Source organism: Amycolatopsis sp. w19 (assembly GCF_051373225.1).
Lineage (GTDB): Bacteria > Actinomycetota > Actinomycetes > Mycobacteriales > Pseudonocardiaceae > Amycolatopsis > Amycolatopsis japonica.
In genome coordinates, this window is sequence record NZ_JBPQFM010000010.1 from 17,008 (window position 1) to 36,304 (window position 19,297).

The 19,297-nt window shown below is 69.3% G+C and carries 16 protein-coding genes; 10 read left to right on the plus strand and 6 right to left on the minus strand.

The window, feature by feature from the left end; translation table 11 throughout:
* Positions 1-101: 101 nt before the first annotated feature.
* Positions 102-770, plus strand: coding sequence for a papain-like cysteine protease family protein (locus tag ACSMFO_RS20585; RefSeq protein WP_125735005.1), 669 nt, complete (start codon positions 102-104; stop codon positions 768-770).
* 9 nt (positions 771-779) lie between these two features.
* A complete protein-coding gene (locus ACSMFO_RS20590) occupies positions 780-1,553 on the plus strand; it encodes a hypothetical protein (RefSeq protein ID WP_436460116.1) in 774 nt (257 codons plus the stop codon).
* Here ACSMFO_RS20590 and ACSMFO_RS20595 read toward each other — a convergent pair.
* Together ACSMFO_RS20595 and ACSMFO_RS20600 are read right to left on the minus strand one after the other, a co-directional pair.
* Positions 1,540-2,511: a helix-turn-helix domain-containing protein gene (locus ACSMFO_RS20595; RefSeq protein WP_436460117.1), complete on the minus strand. Its 972-nt coding sequence runs from the start codon at positions 2,509-2,511 to the stop codon at positions 1,540-1,542. The two genes, ACSMFO_RS20590 and ACSMFO_RS20595, sit on opposite strands and share 14 nt — an antisense overlap.
* A 25-nt stretch (positions 2,512-2,536) precedes the next feature.
* Positions 2,537-3,724 carry a cytochrome P450 gene (locus tag ACSMFO_RS20600; protein WP_436460118.1) on the minus strand — a complete coding sequence of 396 codons (1,188 nt, stop codon included), beginning with the start codon at positions 3,722-3,724 and terminating at the stop codon, positions 2,537-2,539.
* Positions 3,725-3,773: 49 nt separating this feature from the next.
* Between ACSMFO_RS20600 and ACSMFO_RS20605 the strand changes: the two genes are divergently transcribed.
* The 8 genes from ACSMFO_RS20605 to ACSMFO_RS20640 all read left to right on the plus strand — a co-directional run bounded on the left by ACSMFO_RS20605 (position 3,774) and on the right by ACSMFO_RS20640 (position 11,213).
* Entirely contained in the window at positions 3,774-4,850 is a 1,077-nt protein-coding gene (locus ACSMFO_RS20605) for a M20 family metallopeptidase (protein ID WP_436460119.1), read from the plus strand.
* 65 nt (positions 4,851-4,915) lie between these two features.
* A complete protein-coding gene (locus ACSMFO_RS20610) occupies positions 4,916-5,188 on the plus strand; it encodes a hypothetical protein (protein ID WP_038522954.1) in 273 nt (90 codons plus the stop codon).
* Positions 5,189-5,229: 41 nt separating this feature from the next.
* Positions 5,230-7,050 (plus strand): glutamine--fructose-6-phosphate transaminase (isomerizing), encoded by a 1,821-nt coding sequence (gene glmS, locus ACSMFO_RS20615; protein ID WP_037345307.1) that lies wholly within the window; start codon positions 5,230-5,232, stop codon positions 7,048-7,050.
* A 31-nt stretch (positions 7,051-7,081) separates the two neighbouring features.
* Complete coding sequence (locus tag ACSMFO_RS20620; RefSeq protein ID WP_073848915.1) at positions 7,082-7,441, plus strand: YciI family protein; 360 nt, start codon at positions 7,082-7,084, stop codon at positions 7,439-7,441.
* Positions 7,441-8,622 (plus strand): RNA polymerase sigma factor, encoded by a 1,182-nt coding sequence (locus ACSMFO_RS20625; protein ID WP_436460268.1) that lies wholly within the window; start codon positions 7,441-7,443, stop codon positions 8,620-8,622. The genes ACSMFO_RS20620 and ACSMFO_RS20625 overlap by 1 nt, the downstream gene beginning before the upstream one ends.
* Before the next feature lie 109 nt (positions 8,623-8,731).
* Positions 8,732-9,493, plus strand: a complete 762-nt coding sequence (locus ACSMFO_RS20630; RefSeq protein ID WP_436460120.1) for a DeoR/GlpR family DNA-binding transcription regulator — start codon at positions 8,732-8,734, stop codon at positions 9,491-9,493.
* A complete protein-coding gene (locus ACSMFO_RS20635; protein WP_436460121.1) occupies positions 9,490-10,383 on the plus strand; it encodes a carbohydrate ABC transporter permease in 894 nt (297 codons plus the stop codon). The genes ACSMFO_RS20630 and ACSMFO_RS20635 overlap by 4 nt, the downstream gene beginning before the upstream one ends.
* A 2-nt stretch (positions 10,384-10,385) precedes the next feature.
* Complete coding sequence (locus tag ACSMFO_RS20640) at positions 10,386-11,213, plus strand: carbohydrate ABC transporter permease (RefSeq protein WP_436460122.1); 828 nt, start codon at positions 10,386-10,388, stop codon at positions 11,211-11,213.
* Positions 11,214-11,701: 488 nt separating this feature from the next.
* On the opposite strand, the gene ACSMFO_RS20645 is transcribed toward ACSMFO_RS20640, so the two are convergent.
* The 4 genes from ACSMFO_RS20645 to ACSMFO_RS20660 all read right to left on the minus strand — a co-directional run bounded on the left by ACSMFO_RS20645 (position 11,702) and on the right by ACSMFO_RS20660 (position 19,289).
* The gene (locus ACSMFO_RS20645; RefSeq protein WP_436460269.1) at positions 11,702-12,901 is read right to left on the minus strand and encodes a DUF222 domain-containing protein; all 1,200 of its coding nucleotides are present in this window, start codon (positions 12,899-12,901) and stop codon (positions 11,702-11,704) included.
* Between the two features lie 93 nt (positions 12,902-12,994).
* Positions 12,995-14,344, minus strand: coding sequence for a GH1 family beta-glucosidase (locus tag ACSMFO_RS20650; RefSeq protein ID WP_436460123.1), 1,350 nt, complete (start codon positions 14,342-14,344; stop codon positions 12,995-12,997).
* Between the two features lie 11 nt (positions 14,345-14,355).
* Entirely contained in the window at positions 14,356-15,615 is a 1,260-nt protein-coding gene (locus ACSMFO_RS20655) for an ABC transporter substrate-binding protein (protein ID WP_436460124.1), read from the minus strand.
* Between the two features lie 26 nt (positions 15,616-15,641).
* The gene (locus ACSMFO_RS20660; protein WP_436460125.1) at positions 15,642-19,289 is read right to left on the minus strand and encodes a BTAD domain-containing putative transcriptional regulator; all 3,648 of its coding nucleotides are present in this window, start codon (positions 19,287-19,289) and stop codon (positions 15,642-15,644) included.
* Positions 19,290-19,297: the final 8 nt, after the last annotated feature.

A 19,297-nucleotide genomic window follows, 5' to 3' on the forward strand; every position in this document is an offset into this window, starting at 1 on the left:
TGAACGATCACAGATCCTCCTTCGCGCCTGGTGAGGGCGTTGTTCCCGAAGCCGGTGCGGCGCACGGTGATCTCCCCATCCCCATGTCAAAGGAGACATCTGTGAAGAGCCTTTCGAGGGCCGTGCTGGCGACCGGAGCCGCCGTCTTCGCGCTGAGCATGCTGCCCGCCACCGCGTTGGCGCAGTCCGGCGACGGGGACCGGCCCAGCGGCCTGATCAAGACCCAGACCCACACTCAAGTGCGGGAGATCGCGCCGGTGGCCGGGACCGCGACGACGGTCGCCGCGACGGCCGCGTCCAAGCAGCTGAACTACACCCAGCAGGTGCAGCAGTACAACCAATGGTGCTGGGCAGCCGACGGTTCGAGCATCGAGCGGTCGCTGGGCGGCACCGCCACCCAGGCCCAGTTCTGCGCCGCGGGCAAGGGAACCTCGGCCGGATACTGCCCGAACCAGCCGGCCCAGATCTACGAGATCGTCCGCGGTTTCCGCGGCACCGGCTTCTCCGCGCAGGACGCGGGCGGCCCGATCGGCTTCAGCTCGGTCGTCAGCCAGATCGACTCCGGGATCCTGAACCTGACGGGCATCTACTGGACCTCCGGTGGTGGCCACGCCGAGGTGATCTACGGCTACGACTCGGCGAACCAGTCGATCATGGTCGGCGACCCGTGGCCCACCTACCAGCGCTACCAGACCTGGAACTACAACCAGTACCGCAGCAACGGCCAGTTCCGCTGGAACGACACCATCGTCAACATCCGGAAGGGCTGAGGCGCGGTCATGAACACGATCTGCCGGAAGTTCGCCGGCTGTCTCGCGGTGGCCGTCGCGACGCTGCTGCCCGCCACGCCGCCCGCCTCGGCGAGCGAAGGAGTCGTCCCGCCCTCGGACGGCGACCTCGCGGCGGCCGTGCGTGTCGCCGGGCAGCCCGACGCGATCGGACTCGCGAGATCGAACTTCCGGCAGGTCGACCACATCGAACCGCGGCGGATCACCATGGCGGAGAAGGGAATCCCGGTCTACACCCTCAATCCCGACTTCGTCAGGGGCGTCGAGGGGGCACCGGCGGGCATGCTCAGATCCGTCGCCGTGACGGCCACCGCGGATTCCGGGCAGAAGGCCACGCTGCAGGCGATGCCGGAGGGACCGGGGAAGTGGGTCGCGGCGAGCGTGTTCTCCGGGAACGACGAAGAGACCCTGAGCGCGCGGCTGAAGCCCGGTGCGGTCCTGCTCAACGAACCCCAGATCAACGGCTGGTACGAACTAGGGCCCGACGGTGTGGTGCTGCTGCAGGCGAGCCTGCCGCAGTCGCAGGTGGGGACGTTCATCCCGCTTGCCGACTACCAGCGGGCAGTGCACGGCCGCTACGCCGACAAGCTGCCGGGATCGGACTACCAGCGCGGCGGCGGGATCGGCTTCACACAGCCGGGGCCCCCGCCCGCCGAAACGGGGATTCCGGTCGGGATCGTGGCCGGCCTGATCACCGCCGGGGTCGCCGGAATGGGTGTCGTGCTGGTCGCGGTGTGGCGGCGGCGCCGTCTCACTCCCAGATGAGGTCGATCCCCGCGATGCCGACGTCGAGTTCCTCGAAGTACGCACTGACCGTCGCACCCGGTCCGGGATGCAGCGGCTCGCTGACCACGGGGGCGAGCTCTTCGCGCTCCCGCACGGTTTTGACGCATCGCGCGGGGAGCGCGCCGTCGAAACGCATGCGGAGCAGGTACGCCGACATGCGCGACCGCACCGTCCGGTGGAAGCAGGTCGAACGGATCGACGCGGCCAGCCGCAGGGTGAACGCGAAGGTGTGCGTTTCCCCTTCGGCGAGGCCACGGTCGAAGAGGAGCTCGAACACCATCCCCGGCGATGTGGCGCTTCGGCGCACTCTGCCTCTTCGGCAGCCATCGGTGGCGAGGACCGTCGTGGCCTCCATGTCGGTGCCGGGCTCGTCCTGATGGGTCACCACGAAACCGTCCGCGCCGGGCTCCCGCGCCCGCACCACCATGGTCGAGGTGATCTCCGAGATCCGTCCTTCGCCGGTCATGGTGAGCACGTCGACGACGGTGACGACGTCGAGCTTCGCGTTGCCCCCCGTGCCGGGCGACGCGCTCAGCTCGTCCAGCAGTGAACAGGTCTCGGCCCAGCTCTGCCGCAGTTCGGCGACCGAGGGCCTGCGGTCGTCGCCGGGGGAACGTCGTTGCGGGCCGATCAGGACGATAAGGCTGTCCGGGGGCAGGCCCAGCACGGCTTCGAGCGCGCGGACGATGTCGAGCGAGCGCGGCGTCGACGGATGGCGGAGGCCGCGCTGCCAGTAGCTCAAGGTCGATTCGGCCACGGAAACGCCGCGTGCCGCCAGATGCGCGCGGATCCGGGACAGGGAAAGGCCGCGATGCTCCACCGCCTCGGAAAGCGCGCGATGGAACGAGCCGGTTCTGACCTCGCGTTCCTGGTACATGGGCACCCCCACCGACGCCGGATTGGCGCAAAGCATGCGCAGTCCGGCGCCGGTCGGCAACCGCCTAAGGTCGAAAACCGGACTTTCAGGCGAATTCGAGCCGCAGGCTTTCGAGGCCGCGCAGCGTCACCTGCTTCACCCAGACCGGATCGGCGGTCCGGTGGAAGGCGCGGCCGGCGCTGAGCAGCGCCTCGAAGACGATCCGGCCCTCCATGCGCGCGAGCGGGGCGCCGAGACAGAAGTGGATGCCCTGTCCCAGCGCGAGATGCCTCGGCGAGGGGCGATCCACGTCGAAGCGGTCCGGGTTCTCGTGTGTGCGCGGGTCACGGTTGGCCGCTCCCAGCAGTACGACCGCCTGGGCGCCTTTGCCGACGACCTCGTCACCGATCGTCGTGTCGCGCAGGGCGAGCCGCGTCGTCAGCTGGACGGGGGAGTCGTACCGGAGCATCTCCTCGACCGCGTTCGGGATCTTCGACCGGTCCTCGGCCAGTTCCCGGTGCTGCTCCGGATGGTTCAGCAGCGCGAGGATCCCGTTGCCGATCAGGTTGGTCGTCGTCTCGTGCCCGGCGACCAGCAGGAGCATCGCGGTGATCACCAGTTCGCCTTCGCTGAGCCGGTCGCCCTCGTCGGAGACCGACACCAGATCGGAGAACAGGTCGCCGGTCGGCCGCTTCCGCCGCTCCTTGGCCAGCTCACGGAAGTAGGCGACGAACTCACGCCGGGCAGCGACGGCCGCCGCGACGGTCTCCTTCGCGATGAGGAAGGACGGGTCGAGTGCGCGCCCCATGGCGTGCGACCAGCCCTCGAAACGTCCGCGGTCGGCGAGGGGAACCCCGAGCATCTCGCTGATGACGACGACCGGCAGCGGCTTCGCGATCTCGGTCATCAGGTCGAATTCGCCCCTTTCGAGCGCTTTCGCCACGAGTTCGTTCGCCAGCTCCTCGATCCTCGGGGCGAGCTGCTCGATCATCCTCGGCGTGAACGCCTTGGAGACCAGCCGCCGCAGCCGCGTGTGATCGGGCGGGTCGAGCGCGAGGAACGACCGGACCACCCGGCCCTGCTCGTCCACCGGCTCGTTCTCGTGCGGATCCGGCAGCACCTCCGGCTCCCCATGGCCGAACGCGGGGTTCTTGAGCAGGGCGGACGCCTCTTCGAACCCGCTGACCACGAAGAATCCGTCGGCGGCCGCGAAGACCGGCCCGCGGTCGAAGACCTGACGGTAGAACGGGTACGGATCGGTCCTGGTCTCCGGCGTGAGCAGGTTCTCGAGCATGAGCCGATCCTAGGCGCGGCGGCATCGCCGAATAGGCGAAAGTGTTCGCATGACTGTCGACGCGATGATCGAAGACCTCCGAACCCTCGTCGAGATCGAGTCGCCTTCTGGGGACATCGAGGCCTTGACGGCGTCGGCCGAGGCGGTGGCCGCACTCATCGAGGCACGTCTCGGTGGGACGGCGACCCTGGTGGCGAGCGCGGCGGGGCCGCACGTCCGCTGGTCCGGCGGTGGTGAACCCCGCGTGCTGATCCTCGGGCACCACGACACCGTGTTCCCGATCGGCACGCTGGCGCGCCGCCCGTTCGCGGTCGACGGCGGTCGCGTGACCGGACCAGGCGTGTTCGACATGCTCGGCGGACTGGTGCAGGCGATCCACGGCTTGGCCGCACTCGACGATCTGTCCGGGGTCGAGATCCTCGTGACGGCCGACGAGGAAACGGGCTCGCACGAATCCCGGGCGCTCATCGAGGACCAGGCCCGCGCGTGCGGCGCGGTCCTCGTCTTCGAAGGCGCGGCTGACGGCGGCGGTCTCAAGGTCGGTCGCAAGGGCTGCGGCACGTTCGAGGTCGTCATCACCGGCCGGGCGTCGCACGCCGGCCTCGAACCCGAGTCTGGTGTGAACGCGCTGACCGAAGCCGCGCATCAGGTACTGGCGATCGCCGCGCTCGATCGGCCGGGAGCCGGGACCAGCGTCACTCCGACGGTCGCTTCGGCGGGAACGGCGAGCAATGTGGTGCCCGCGTCCGCGACCGTCGTGGTCGATGTCCGGGTCGAGTCCGCCGAAGAGAAGGCGCGGGTCGAAGCCGGATTCGCCGCGCTCACGCCCCGTCTCGAAGGAGCGAAAGTCGAGGTGCGGGGCGGGATCCATCGGCCGCCGATGCCCGAGTCCGCCGCCGCGGACCTCTTCGTCGTCGCGGAACGGCTACTGCCCGGGGTCGCCGGGGTGGCCGTCGGCGGCGGGAGTGACGGCAACCTCACGGCCGCGATCGGCGTCCCGACCCTCGACGGGCTCGGCGCCGTCGGCGGCGGCGCCCACGCCGATCACGAATACCTGCTGGTGGAGTCGATGGTGGAGCGGGCGGGGCTGGTCACCGGGCTGGTGAAGGCGATTCGAAGCTTCTGATCCTCTCGCGAGCCAGTTCTTGCCCGATTCCGGGCAAGAACTGGCGTTTCGGTAGCCGGATGTGCATGATGAGCTCCGTGGAGGACGCGGACATCGTCGAGCAGGTGGCCTTGTCGACAGGTTTGTCGACGGCCATCGCCGCCCGTGTCGTCGAGGACGTCCTGGCGTTCTACCGGCAGCCCGCCGAGCAGTACGTCCGGTCCAGGCACGCCCAGTTGCAGGCGGAGGGCAGGAAGAACCCCGAGATCTTCCCCCTGATCGCCGGTGAGCTGAGCCGCCGTCTCGTCGCGCCTCCCGACCTGTCCGAGCGGCAACTGCGCCGCATCGTCTACGGCTGACGGACCACCCCCGTCCGTTTTCTTTGTGAGGTTGACTCGTCATGTGCGGAATCGTCGGCTACATCGGCGGCCAGAACGCCGCTCCGATCCTGATCGAGGGGCTGACGCGGCTGGAGTACCGCGGCTACGACTCGGCCGGGATCTCCGTCCTCGGCGGTAAGGGCGCCCAGGTGCACCGGATCGTGGGGCGGGTGCGGAATCTGACGGCCGCGCTGCCGAAGCGGCTCGCGGGCAAGGTCGGCATCGGGCACACGAGGTGGGCGACGCACGGTCCCGCCACCGAGGCGAACGCCCATCCGCACGTCTCCGAAGACGGCCGGATCTCCGTGGTGCACAACGGGATCATCGACAACGCCGACGCGCTGCGGGAGCAGCTCACCCAGGCGGGGGTGACGCTGTCGTCGGAGACCGACACCGAAGTGCTCGCCCACCTGATCGCGCGGTCGGGTGCGAAGACGCTGGAAGACGCGGTCGTCGAGGCCGTCTCCCGCGTCACCGGCACCTACGCGATCGCCGTGACCGACACCGAGCACCCCGACCGCGTCGTGGTCGCGCGGAACGGCTCGCCGCTGATCATCGGCGTCGGCGACCGGGAGATGTTCGTCGCCAGCGACCTGTCCGCGCTGGTCCGGCACACCTCGCAGGTGGTGCACCTCGACGACGGCGAGTTCGCCAGCGTCTCCGCCACCGGCTACCGCACCTTCACCGTCGACGAGAGCGACACCGGCAAGGCCGCCACCGCGATCGACATCCAGGCCGACGACCTCGACCTCGGCGGTCACCAGCACTACATGTACAAGGAGATCCAGGAGCAGCCGGAATGCTTGGAGCGCATGATCCGGGGCCGTCTCGACGACCGGTTCGGAGTGTCCCGTTTGGACGGTCTGAACCTGACTCCCCGTGATCTGCGCGGTTTCGCGCGCGTGAAGATCCTCGGCTGCGGTTCGGCGTACTACGCGGGCCAGATCGGCGCCACCATGATCGAGGACCTGGCGCGGGTCCCGGCCGACGCGGAGGCGGCGTCCGAGTTCCGCTACCGCAACCCCATCATCGAAGCGGACACCCTCTACATCGCGGTCAGCCAGTCCGGCGAGACCGCGGACACCGCGTTCGCCGTCGAAGAGGTCAAGCGCAAGGGCGGCCGGGTCGTCGGCCTCGTGAACGTCGTCGGCTCGACGATCGCGCGGGCCTGCGACGGCGGCCTGTACCTGCACGCCGGTCCGGAGATCGCGGTCGCTTCGACCAAGGCGCTCACCAACATGGCCGTCGGCTTCGCGATGATCGCGCTGGCCCTCGGCCGCGTCCGCGACCTGTCCAACGCGGACGGGCAGCGTATCGTCGCGGCGTTGCGGGCGCTGCCGAAGCAGGTCGCGGCCATCGTCGAAGCCGAGTCCCAGATCGCCGAGCACGCCAAGATCTGTGCCGACGCGCGCAGCCTGTTCTTCATCGGCCGGGTCCGCGGCTTCCCGGTGGCGCGGGAGGGCGCGCAGAAGTTCAAGGAGATCTCGTACCGGCACGCGGAGGCCTACCAGACCTCGGAACTCAAGCACGGTCCGCTCGCGCTGATCGACGAGGAGCTGCCGACGGTCGCGATCGTGCCCTCCGACGACCTCGCCGACCGCAACCTGGCCGCGATGCAGCAGATCAAGGCGCGCAAGGGGCAGGTGCTGGCGATCACGCACGACGACGTGGACTTCGGAGACCTCGACGTGCCGCGGTTCGTGGTGCCGCGTTCGGAGCCGGAACTCGACCCGATCCTGCTCACGATCCCGCTGCAGCTGCTGGCCTACCACGCCGCGCTGATCCTCGGCCACGACATCGACAAGCCCCGGAACCTCGCGAAGTCTGTCACCGTGGAATGATTTCCGCCCTCAGCGATCGAGGGAGTCCGCGATGAGGCAGTACCTGCTCGCCGTCCAGCTCGACGAAAGCGAGCGGGACGCGCCCGAGGACGAGGTCCGGGCCATGCTGGCCAGGACGGGCAAGGTCACCGACGAGATGAAGGCCGCCGGGTCGTGGGTCTTCGTCGGCGGGCTCGAGCATTCGGACGTCTCCACGGTCGTCCGGCCCGCCGGCGGGACGACCACGATCACCGACGGCCCGTTCGCCGAGACGAAGGAACAGCTCGGCGGCTTCTGGGTGATCCAGGTCGAGGACCTCGACCAGGCGCTGGCCTGGGCGCGGAAATGCGCGCTGGCCTGCGGGCAGCCGATCGAGGTACGGCCGTTCGGCGACCCGTCGCTCCGGCAGTGATGGACTTCGACGGGATCTACCGGGCGGAGTACGGCCGGTGCGTGGCCACTCTGACGCGCCTCCTCGGCGACATCTCGCTCGCCGAGGAGGCCGTTCAGGACGCGTTCGCGACGGCGGTCGAGAAGTGGGAGAAGGCGCCGCCCAATCCGGGCGCGTGGATCGTGACCACCGCCCGCAACCGCGCGATCGACCGCCTGCGCCGGGAATCCACCCGCGAGGCACGGCACGCCCAGGCGTTGCTCCTGCACGCGCCGGACGAACCGCACGAGGTGGGGCCGGTCCGCGACGACCAGCTCCGCATGATCTTCACCTGCTGCCATCCGGCGCTTTCGCCGCCCGCGCGGGCGGCGCTCACCCTGCGCCTGCTCGGCGGGCTGGAGGTGGGGGAGATCGCGCGGGCGTACCTCGTCCCGGAAACGACCGTCTCCCAGCGGATCGTCCGCGCGAAGAAGAAGATCCGCGACGCGGGCATCCCGTACCGGGTGCCGGGGGACGGCGAACTTCCCGAGCGGCTGGACTCCGTCCTCACCGTGCTCTACCTGGTGTTCAACGAGGGGTACACGTCCACGTCGGGTGAGCTGCTGCGGACGGACCTCTGCCTGGAGGCGATCCGGCTCGCGCGGGCGCTCGCCGAGCTGATGCCCGGCGAGCCGGAGGTGACCGGGCTGCTGGCGCTGCTCCTGCTCACCGAAGCGCGCCGGCCGGCGCGGGTGGGGCCGTCCGGGGAGCTGGTGGTGCTCGCGGAGCAGGACCGGTCGCTGTGGAACCGGGAACTGATCGCCGAAGGACACGAGCTGGTGCGGCGGTGTCTGCGTCTCGACCGGCCGGGCCCGTATCAGGTGCAGGCGGCGATCAACGCCGTGCACACGGACGGCGAAGCGACCGACTGGACGCAGGTGCTGGCGCTTTACGACCAGCTGTGGCGGCTCGCCCCGTCGCCGGTCGTCGCGCTCAACCGCGCGGTCGCCGTCGCCGAGGTACACGGCCCGGCGGAGGCGCTGGCCGGCATCGAGGACCTGGACTTGCCGGGCTATCACCATCTGCCCGCCACGCGGGCGAATCTGCTGTCCCGTCTCGGCCGGACGGCGGAAGCCGTCGCCGCCTACGACGAGGCGATCGCCTTGGCCACCAACGACACGGAACGCGCTTTCCTGGCGGCCAAACGGGCAGTCCTGTCGTAGTTTCGGGCAACACTCTGTCCTCAATGGACGGAGGGGTTCCGTTGTCGGACCGGCGGGAAACCAACTATTGTCGCCATGACCGCTCGTCCGCCATGACCGGAGGTGACCGTTGTACGCCGAAGAGCGGCAGCGCGCCATCCTCAAGCAGGCCAGGCGGAACGGCCGGGTCGACGTGGCGACGCTCGCGGCGGCTTTCGAGATCACCAGCGAGACCGTCCGCCGTGATCTGACGGCGCTGGAACGCAGCGGAGTGGTGCGGCGGGTGCACGGCGGCGCGATTCCCGTCGAACGGCAGGGTATCGAGCCGGGTCTCGACGCCCGTGACGCGGTGATGACCGCGGAGAAGGACCGTATCGCCGCCGCGGCCCTGGAGCAGCTCCCCGACGGGGGCGCGATCCTGCTCGACGCGGGCACCACGGTGGGCAGGCTGGCGAATCTCGTCCCCTCGGATCGTGACCTGACCGTGGTCACCCCTTCGCTGCCGAACGCGTGCGCGCTCGCGAACCGGCCCGGCGTCACGCTGATGCTGGTCGGTGGGAGGCTGCGCGGCCACACCATGGCCTCGGTCGACGGCTGGGCGCTCGACGCGCTCAAGGACACCTACGTCGACGTCGCTTTCCTCAGTACCAGCGGCCTTTCCGTCGAGCGGGGGCTCACCACCGCGGACACCGCCGAGGCGATGGTGAAGCGCGCGGCCATCGCGTCCGCGCGACGGACGGTGCTGCTGGCCGATCACACCAAGATCGGCGACGACCACTTCGCCCGGTTCGGGGACCTCTGCGATGTCGACACCCTGATCACCGACAGCGGTGCCGAACCGCGGGAGCTCGACGAGATCGGCCACGCAGGCGTCAAGGTGATCATCGTTTGAAGCGTACGGGCGAGCGGCTCGCCGGATACCTGATGACAGCGCCGTTCTACGTCCTCTTCGGCGTGTTCGGCCTTTTCCCGCTGCTCTATACCGCGTGGGTGGCGCTGCACCACTGGCATCTGGTCAACGGTGACACCGGGTTCGCCGGCCTCGACAACTTCGGTGTCCTGCTCCAGGATCCGCATTTCTACAACGCGCTCTTCAACACGGTCAGCATCTTCGTCCTTTCGACCGTCCCTCAACTGTTCGCGGCGCTCGGGCTCGCCGCCCTGCTCGACCGTCCCCTGCGGGCGAGGACCCTGTGGCGGGCCAGCGTGCTGTTGCCCAACGTCGTCTCGGTGGTCGCGGTGGCGCTGGTGTTCAGCCAGCTGTTCGCGGAGGACTACGGCGTCGTCAACTGGGCACTGGGTCTGGTGGGGCTCGAACCGGTGGACTGGCGGTCGGATCGGTTCGCGTCGCACGTCGCGGTGAGCGCGATGGTGATGTGGCGCTGGACCGGCTACAACGCGCTGCTCTACCTGGCGGCCATGCAGTCCGTGCCGCAGGAACGGTACGACGCGGCGATGCTCGACGGTGCCTCGCGCTGGCGGAGCTTCTGGTCGATCACGGTGCCCGCGATCCGGCCGACGATCGCCTTCACCGTCGTCGTCTCGACCATCGGCGGGTTGCAGCTGTTCGCCGAGCCGCAGCTGCTCGACGAAACCGGCGTCAACGGCACCGGTGGCGCCGATCGGCAGTTCCAGACGCTGGCCATGTACTTGTACGAGAAGGGCTTCGGCGAGTTCGACGCGGGGTACGCGGCGGCCATCGCGTGGTTGCTGTTCTTGTTCTCGGCGGTGTTCGCGCTGGTCAATTTCTCACTTGTGCGCCGGATGCGGGGCGGTGAGTGACCGTGGCGGCGAGGGAACGGACCGGTTTCGTCGTCTACGGGCTGCTGCTCGCCGTCGTCGTCGCGTCGATCTTCCCGTTGTACTGGTCGTTCGTGGTGTCCTCGAAGGACAACTCGGCCCTCGGTGAGACGACCCCACCGCTGGTGCCCGGCGGCAACCTGATCGAGAACGTCGAGCGGGTCTTCGGGACCGTCGACTTCTGGCTGGCGATGCAGAACTCGCTGATCGTCGCCGGCACGGTGACCGTGTCGAACGTGCTGCTCTCCAGCATGGCCGGATTCGCCTTCGCGCGGCTGCGGTTCCCCGGTCGCGACTCGCTGTTCCTGGTCGTCATCGGCACCGCCATGGTGCCCGCCCAGCTCGGCGTCATCCCGCTGTACCTGGTGGTCGGCGAACTCGGCTGGTACGGGCGGCTGGAGGCGGTGATCGTGCCGGGACTGGTCGGCGCGTTCAGCGTGTTCTGGATGCGGCAGGCGTGCGAGGAGGCGATCCCGAGCGAACTGCTGGACGCCGGACGCGTCGACGGCTGCTCGACGGTGCGGCTGTTCTGGAACGTCGCCATGCCCGCCATCCGGCCTCAGGCCGCGGTGCTTGGGATGTTGACGTTCATGACCGCGTGGAACGACTTCTTCTGGCCCCTGATCGTGCTCGACCCCAATGCGCATCCGACCGTTCAGGTGGCGTTGTCGCGGCTGGCTAGTGGGTACTTCACGGATTACTCGCTGATGCTCACTGCGGCGACCATCGGGGTGCTGCCGGTGGTCGGGTTGTTCATCGTGTTGGCGAGGAAGGTGGTCGACGGGGTTATGCGGGGGGCTCCGCGGGGCTGAGGTTTGGGTTCTTGGCTGGGGTGTTGCCGTTTTTCGGGGACGGAAGCGGTGGTGGTGTGCGGCATTGTGGTCGCTTTTCGGCGACGGTTGGGGCTCGTTCGTCTTGGGCGGTTTGGTGATGTGGGTGGGGCGGCTAGGGGACTTCGGGTCGGGCCGTTGCCGTATTTCGGCAACTTGGCTGTGCTTGGTGCTGTGGTCATTTTTCGGCAACCCGACGAGTGCAGGTGGCGCACTTGGGGCTGTCGTTTTTCGGCGACGGATGGTTGCCGAAGTGGCGTCGTTGCGTTGTGCGGGGCGCTCCCAGGGGTGGCTCGGGAAGAGGTCGCGTCCGGGTTCGTGGCGTCGTGGCTATTTTTGGCGACTTGGCCGGTGCCGGTCGCGCGCTTGGTGCTGTCGTCGGTTTTCGGCGACGGGGCCGATGGGGCTCGGCAGGGAGGCGGCCGGGCTCGTGACGTCGCGTCGTGCCGTTGCCGTTTTCCGGCGACGCCTCAGAACGGTGGTGGTTCCTCGCTGCGGGGTTCGTGCAGCGCCGGTGGCGAGCTGTCGTAGCTCTGCCCGGTGGGTGTGGTGATCGTGAGGGTTCCGTCGGAGGTCATCCGGTAGTTCCAGCCGGGTTCGTCTTTCAGCCGGTGGTCGCGGCGGCACAGGTCGATCAGTTCGGTATCGGCGGTGTGGCCGCCGTGTTGCCACGGCAGTGAATGGTCGAGGTCGCAGGCCTGGGCCACACGATGGCACCCGGGTCTTCGGCACTCGCGATCCCGGACTCGCACGAATTCGTCGAGACCGGCGGTGGGTCGGTAGCGGTCGCGGCCGAGGTCGAGAACCTGCCCTGAGAGTGGGTCGGTGATGATCCGCCGCAACACCGTATTCGACCCACCGGCGATCTCACGGGCCAACGAGGCGGGGATATGCCCATGCCCGGCCATCTCCGCCGGATCATCGTTCAACCCGAGGTAGGTGTTCAAGTCCATGTAGAGGAACACCTCCGACCGTTCGCTCTTCCCGCCCTGACCACCCAGCAAGAGATCAAGGGCGACGTCAGCACGTAGCTGGTCCAGGGTGCGGGTCTCCCCGTCGGCCCGCAGCGCCCGAGCCTCACGGTCGATCCGCGTATAGGCGGCGGCGACCTTCTCGACGGGGCCGTCTTCGACTTCGATGGAGGCCACCCCGGTGTCGCCCTGTCGGATCGATAGGCGACGTCCGCCGCGGTTCCGTTCGGCACGACGGGAGGCGCCGTCGCGGTCGGCCATCATCGCCGCGTGGTTGGCCGCTTTCCGGATCTGATCGGAGTTCCGGTCCGGGATCCGATCCTCCAGCACCGCGTCCACCGCGCGGGCGTCCTCGTCCGAGAGCCAGGCGGTGGCCGTGGCGACTTTCATCGCTCCGTACCCACCGACCTTCCCGGCATCCAACAGTCCCAGGGTGTGTGGCAGGCGATTGGTCAGTGCCTGAGCGGTGGAGACCAGCCCAGCAGCATGTCCGTCCACAACGGACAGAGCGAACGCGACCTCCTGCACCACGCTCGACAAACCATCACGGTGACGGCTCAGTCGTCCCAACGCGCGTAACCGAACAGCCTCCAGCCGCGCGATGCCTTCCGAAGCCGCGACGGCGGCATCCACGGCATCGTTGTCCGCCAACGTGTCCAGCGAAGCATTGACCTCCCGAAAAGCTTCCGACGAGGTGATTTCCTTTAAACGCGCCACAGCGGCGTTGAGTGTGTCCACACGCAGAACGTACAACCGACCACCGACAGTTTCCGGCACGAGCGGAAGCAGCCGCTAAAGACCGTTGCGCGCCACCACATCCGCATAGAACAGGGCACTGTCCTTGAGCACCCGTTCCTGAGTTTCGAAGTCGACGTGCACGAGACCGAACCGCTGCGTGTACCCCATGGCCCACTCGAAGTTGTCCAGCAGCGACCAGGCCATGTAGCCGCGGACGTCGGCGCCGCGCTCGATCGCGGCGTGTACGGCGGCGAGGTGGTCGGCGAAGTACCGTACGCGTTTCTCGTCGTGTACGCGGCCTTCGACTACTTCGTCCTCGAAGGCCGCACCGTTCTCGGCGATCACGAGCGGCAGGCCGCCGCAATGTCCTTGCAGCCACAGCAAAAGGTCGGTGAAGCACTCCGGACGCTGCTCCCAGCCGAGCGAGGTCAGCTCGCCGCGGGGCGGCTGGACGTCCATCCCGCGCAGACCCGGCAGAGGGCAGTTGCTGTCGGTTTCGGGATCTTCGAGCGGCACCGCGCGGGCGGGCGCGTAGTAGTTGACGCCCAGGACGTCCAGTGGCTGCGCGATGATCTCCAGATCACCGTCGGCGATCGCCGGTTCCAGGGTGCCGAGATGCGCCAGATCCGCCAGCAGCTCGGGTGGATAGCCTCGGCCCAGCAGGGGGTCGAGGAAGAACCTGTTGTGCAGGAAGTCGAATCTGCGCGCGGCCTCGCGGTGGGCGGCATCGTCCACATCGGTCAGCACGGGGGCGAAGTTGAGCACGATGGAAACCTCCTGCTCGCCGCCATCGGACCGCAATGCCTGCGCGGCCTTGCCGTGCGCGAGCAGGAGGTTGTGTCCGGCGACCAGTGCCGCACCCTCGTCCTGGATGCCCGGGGCGTGATCGCCGTTCCCGTAGCCGATGAAGGCGGCGCAGAACGGCTCGTTGATCGTGGTCCACTGTTGCACGCGATCACCGAGTACTTTGTGGACGGTCAGTGCGTAATCCGCGAAAAGGTCCGCGAGCTCGCGATTCGGCCAGCCGCCTTCCGCTTGCAGTGCCTCGGGAAGGTCCCAGTGGTAGAGCGTCACCATCGGGGTGATCCCGTTTTCCAGCAACGCGTCGACAAGACGGTCATAGAAGGCGAGCCCGCGTGGCTCCACCGTGCGGCCGTCCGGCATGATTCGCGACCACGCGACGGAGAACCGGTAGTACGGTATGCCGAGTTCACTCAGCAGGCCGATGTCCTCGCGGTAACGGCGGTAGTGGTCGCAAGCCGGATCACCGGTGGCCAGGCCGGTTCTCGCGGTGAAAGTGTCCCAAATGGACGGTCCGCGGCCGTCCGCCGTAGTCGAACCCTCGATCTGGTACGCCGCCGTGGCCGTACCCCACCGGAACCCGTCCGGAAACCCCAGTGTCACGCCGTCCCCGCTCAGTTGGCGGCCGCGGCGCGGCCTTCGGTGGCGGCCTGGTTCCAGGCCTCCTCCAGGGATTGCTTCCCCTCCTCGACGCGGCCGAGCGCGTGCCCGTACACGGGCCGCACCTCACCGTCGCGCAGCCCGCGGTAGTTCGGCCGCAAGGCCTCGGCGGACGCGGCGAAGATCTTGCCGATGGGCGCGCCGCTGAAATACGGGCTGGTGTGGGAAAGCACGGCACTGTCCTGATAGGCGCCCAGCGCGCTCGGCAGCAACCCGCTCTCCAGGAAGATCCGTTCCTGCTGTTCGGGCGCGGTGAGCCAGACGGCGAGGTCGTAGGCCTCCTTGCGGTGCGTGCCCTGCTTCGGGACGGTCAGGAACGAACCGCCCCAGTTGCCCGCCTTGCCCGGAACCGAGGTGACGTCCCATTTTCCGGCCAGCTCCGGGCCGCCCGCCTCCTGGATCTGGGTGAGCATCCAGGCGGGGCAGGTGATGGCGGCGAACCGGCTTTGCTTGATCGCCACCGTCCACGGCTGCGTGAAGGTGGTGACCGCCGCGGTCTCCTTCTTCAGCGCCATCCCGCCCGCGAGCTCGAAAGCCTTGCGTACGTTGGGATTCGTGTCGGCGATGAACTTGTCGTCCTTGGAGAAGTAGTTCTCCTGCGCCTGGTTGAGCATCGCCGTGTAGACGGTGCCCGCCGAGTCGGCGAACTTGACGTCGTCCGGTGCCTTGGCGCTGAACCGTTCCCCGGTTTCGGCGAACTTCTCCCAGGTCGGCCACAGCGCGGCCACCTGGTCGCGCTCGGTCGGCAGGCCGGCGTTCGCGAACAGGTCACGGCGGTAGCAGAGCGCGAGGCTGCCCATGTCGGTGCCGAGGCCCATCACGAACTTCCCGCCCTCGGCGGTGCCCTGGTCCCATTTCCAGGCAGGCCAGTGCTCACGGAGGCCCTGCGCGCCGAATTCCGAAAGATCGCTGAACTTGTCCGTCGACTGGCGGAACTTGGGAAGATACTGCTCTTCGATCGCCACCACGTCGGCACCGCCGCGTCCGGCGCCGAGCCCGGTGGCCAGCTGCCGGTGATGCGTCTCGAAGTCGGCGACCCGGCCTTCGACGGTGATGCCCGGATGGGCCTTTTCGTAGTCGTCGAAGAGTTTTTCGTACCCGAACTCGCCGAAGGTGGCGACGGTGAGTTTGATCGGACCGCCGGCTTCCGGCGTGCCGGAACATCCGGCGAGCAGCAGTACGAGGGCCGTCAATCCGGCCAGTACGCGGGTCATGGTTCTCCTCGGTCGTACGAACGCGGTCACGCGAGTCGTCTCGGCAGCTGGTCGCCGACGGTCAGCCGGGAATCGGCGTGCAGTTTGGTCAGCACCCTGGACACCAGCGACTGCACCGTCCTCCTCGGAAGGCTCAGCTCCGCGGCGATCTCCGGGTTGGACAGTTTCGCCGCCACCAGCCGCGCGACCCGCAGTTCCAGCGGCGACAGGGCCCCGCTGTGCCGGGGTCCCCGTTCGGCGCGGCTCAAGACGCCGTAGCGCCGCAGCCTGCTTTCCGCGCGGCGGATGCTCCAGGTGGCACCGACCGGCCCGAGCACCTCGCACGCCTCGGTGAGCGAACGGGTGGCCTCTTCGAGGTACCCGGCGCGGCCGAGCAGTTCGGCGGCGTCTTCCAGGGCGGCCGCGAGTTCGATGGGCCGACGGACCTCGCGGTAGTGATCGGCCGCGGCCCGCATGCCTTCGGGGTCGCCGTCGATCAGGGCCCGGCACCGCAGGGCGGCGGCGGTGGCCCTGGCGGGCACGGTCTCCTGGCTCGCCTCCTCGGCGCAGACGGCGAGCGCCTCCTGGGCGACGGCGTCGTTCCCGGCGGCGATCGCGACGCGGACGACGTCGGGAAGCCATTGGTGGCGCAGCATCATCCGGGCGTAGTCGGGGCGCAGCACCGGCGCGAACAGCCGCAGCGCGTCGTCGAGTTCGCCGCGTTGTTCGGCGGCCATCGCCTGTGCCGCCAGGTAGAAGTCGCAGCTCTCGCGTTCGGACGAGTTCGACGGCGAGTGCGCCTCGGCCGCTTCCAGATGGGCGCGGACGGCGACGCGTTCGTCGCGATGGCCCGCGATGAGCGCGGCGACCCCGTGCAGCAACAGGGCGGCGGCACCCGGCTCGCGCACGCCGTAGAAGGTGATCGCCGGACCGTCCTCGGTGACCGAGTCCAACTCGGCCAAAGCCTCGTCCCAGCGCCCGGTCCAATAGTAGTGCACGGCCGCCGAGACCTGCGGACCGGTCGGCAGACCATGCCGTGCCGCGGTCTCGTACCCGGCGTGCAGCGTGGCGTCGGCCTCGCCGAGCCGGTCGAGGTTCTGCAGCGTGAAGAGCCGGTTGTCGAGCAGGTCGAACCGCAGCGTCGCCAGGTCGGCCTCGTGGCCTGCGGTCTCCAGCGCGGCGTCGATCGCGGTCAGCGCCCGGTCGTGCTCCCGGCGGATCGAGTGCACGAGCCACAACGTCTGCTGCGCGTGCGCGGCGGGATAGCGCTCACCCGCTTCGGCCGCCTCGGTGTGCAGACCTCGCGCGATCCGTTCGGTCTCGTCGAGATCGTCGAGGGTGCCGCGACGGAAGTTGGCGAGCAGCGTCCGAGTGCTGGTGCGCCAGAGTTCCGGGATCGACGGATCGTCCGCGGTGTCGCCGAGCGCCTCGATCGCGCCGGGTGTGTCGCCCCGGCGGTAGCGCAGCGCGGCCAGGAAATGCCGCATCTGCGCCAGATCCGCCTTGTCCACGACGGTCTTCACCGCCTCCTCGGCTTCGGCCTCGGGGGTCTGTTCGAGCCGGAACAGCACGCGGACCAGCGCGGCGATCAGCGTCTCCCGTTGCTCACGGGTGGGCACCGCGCTGTCGAGCGCGCCGCGCAGCAGGTCGGCCGCGATATGCGGGGCGCGGTTGGACACCGCGACGTGGTTCGCGGTGAGCCAGCCCGCCAGCCACGGGTCGAACGGCACCGGCCCGGCCGCCAGTTGTTCGGCGACCCGTTTGACCGGTGCGCCCGCTCGCGCGAGTGATTCGGCGGCGCGCCGGTGCAACTCGGCGCGGTCCGGCTCGGTGATGGCGCCGTAGAGCGCCTGCCGCTGGAACGGATGGTGGAAGGCGAGTTTGTCGCCGGCGTACTCGATGACGCCCGCGGTGGTGGCGGGCTCCAGCTCCTGCAGCACCTCGAGCGGGCTCTTACCTGCCAGTGTGGCGATGTCTTCGACGGCGAACTCCGCGCCCAGCAGGGAGGCGGTGCGCAGGATCTCGGTCGTGGCCGGGTCGAGGGTTTCCAGCGTCCTGGCCACGGCCGCGAGCAGCGACCGAGGCGCGTTCTCGGTGCCGTCCAGCGTCACCTCGGCCACGCCCGCCGTGATCCGCACCGCGCCCGTGCGGACCAGGTCGTGCGCGACTTCCCTGGCGTAGAGCGGATTCCCGGCCGCACGCCGGACCAGCGGCCGCAGGCTCGGCCCGAGCTTCGCCGCGAGGATCACCTCGAACACGGCGGCGATGTCGTCGTCGGTCAGCACCTCGACCGGCATGATTTCGCCGTCCCTCGCTTCGACCCCGCGACGCAGCTGGGCCAGGTCCCGGCGGCCGTGCCCGGTGCGTGTGGCGGCGACCAGCAGCAACGGCAGCTGGCGGGTGGCGGCGGCCAGCCGCTGCCACAGCAGCACACTGGCCTCGTCGGCCCAGTGGAGGTCGTCGATCACCAGCACCAGCGGGCCCGCCGCGCAGGTCTCGTCGACCAGCGTCAGCAACTTGTCCACAGTGGACAAGATCGGGTCGGCGGGACCCCAGTCCCCGTGCGCGGGTTCGGCGTGCAGCTCACCGGCCAGCTTGGCCTTGGCCGGATCCGCCGCGCCGTGGTGCACGCCGAGACATTCCATGATCACCTGCAGCGGGAACCGTTGCTGCAGCTCGTCGGCCGCGGTCCAGGCGAGCTGGCAGCCGCGCGCCGCGGCACCGGCCAGCCCGGCGATCAGCAGCTCCGATTTGCCGATGCCGGGTTCGCCTTCGAGCCAGACCGGGCGGCCGCGTCCGGCGAGCACGTCGGTGACGAAGCCGTCGAGCCGCTCGACCTGCCGGGCACGGCCGGGCAGGTGGCCATGGCCGCCCCGTTCGATCGCCTTGGCCACCGGCGGCGGCACGACGCGGACCGGCACCGGTTTCGGCGCGGTGACGGGCTTTTCGCTGCCGTCGAGGATGCGCTGGTGCAGATCCCGCAGCGGCGCACCGGGTTCGACGCCGAGTTCGTCGCGGAGGATCCGCCTGGCCTCGCGATACGCGCCGAGCGCCTCGATCTGGCGCCCGCTGGCATGCAGGGCGCGCATGAGCGTCTCGTGCAGAGACTCGCGCAACGGATGCCGCTGGACCAGCGCGGTCAGCTCGGCCACCACTTCACGGTGGTCGCCGATGCCGAGCAGGGCCGTGGCACGCAGCTCGGCGGCGGTGAGCTGGAGTTCGGCGAGCCGGACGCGTTCCGCTTCGGCGAACGGGCCGGGCACGCCGGAGTAGGCCTCGCCGCGCCAGAGACCGAGCGCGGAGGTGAGCCGCGCGGCCGCGCCCCGCTGATCGGCGTGTGCCGCTTTGGCGGCCGCGACGTCCTTTTCGAACCGGTGGACGTCGAGCGCTTCACCGTCCAGCCGCAGCGAGTAACTCGACCCGGACGAACGCAGTATTCCGTGCGCGTCCCCGCCCGCCTTGCGGATCGCCCCGCGCAGACCGGAGACGTAGGTGTGGACACTGCCGGTGGCGCTGGCTGGCGCCGACCCGCCCCAGACGTCCGAGATCAGCTCGCCGAGGGAGATCGCCTGGCCGCGCCGAGTCGCCAGGGTGGCGAAGACCGCGCGCTGGCGGGCGGGCCCGAGCTTCAGCTCGACGTCGTCCAGCCAGGCACGAGGCGGCCCGAGCAGCTCGACGCGCAGCCCGTTCGTCACGCCGGCTC

Excerpts from the sequence above, each read along its gene's own strand:
- ACSMFO_RS20625 (WP_436460268.1), top strand. The coding sequence starts at position 7,441 with ATGGACTTCGACGGGATCTACCGGGCGGAGTACGGCCGGTGCGTGGCC.
- ACSMFO_RS20655 (WP_436460124.1), bottom strand. The coding sequence starts at position 15,615 with ATGACCCGCGTACTGGCCGGATTGACGGCCCTCGTACTGCTGCTCGCC.
- ACSMFO_RS20600 (WP_436460118.1), bottom strand. The coding sequence starts at position 3,724 with ATGCTCGAGAACCTGCTCACGCCGGAGACCAGGACCGATCCGTACCCG.
- ACSMFO_RS20590 (WP_436460116.1), top strand. The coding sequence starts at position 780 with ATGAACACGATCTGCCGGAAGTTCGCCGGCTGTCTCGCGGTGGCCGTC.
- ACSMFO_RS20620 (WP_073848915.1), top strand. The coding sequence starts at position 7,082 with ATGAGGCAGTACCTGCTCGCCGTCCAGCTCGACGAAAGCGAGCGGGAC.
- ACSMFO_RS20605 (WP_436460119.1), top strand. The coding sequence starts at position 3,774 with ATGACTGTCGACGCGATGATCGAAGACCTCCGAACCCTCGTCGAGATC.
- glmS (WP_037345307.1), top strand. The coding sequence starts at position 5,230 with ATGTGCGGAATCGTCGGCTACATCGGCGGCCAGAACGCCGCTCCGATC.
- ACSMFO_RS20610 (WP_038522954.1), top strand. The coding sequence starts at position 4,916 with ATGATGAGCTCCGTGGAGGACGCGGACATCGTCGAGCAGGTGGCCTTG.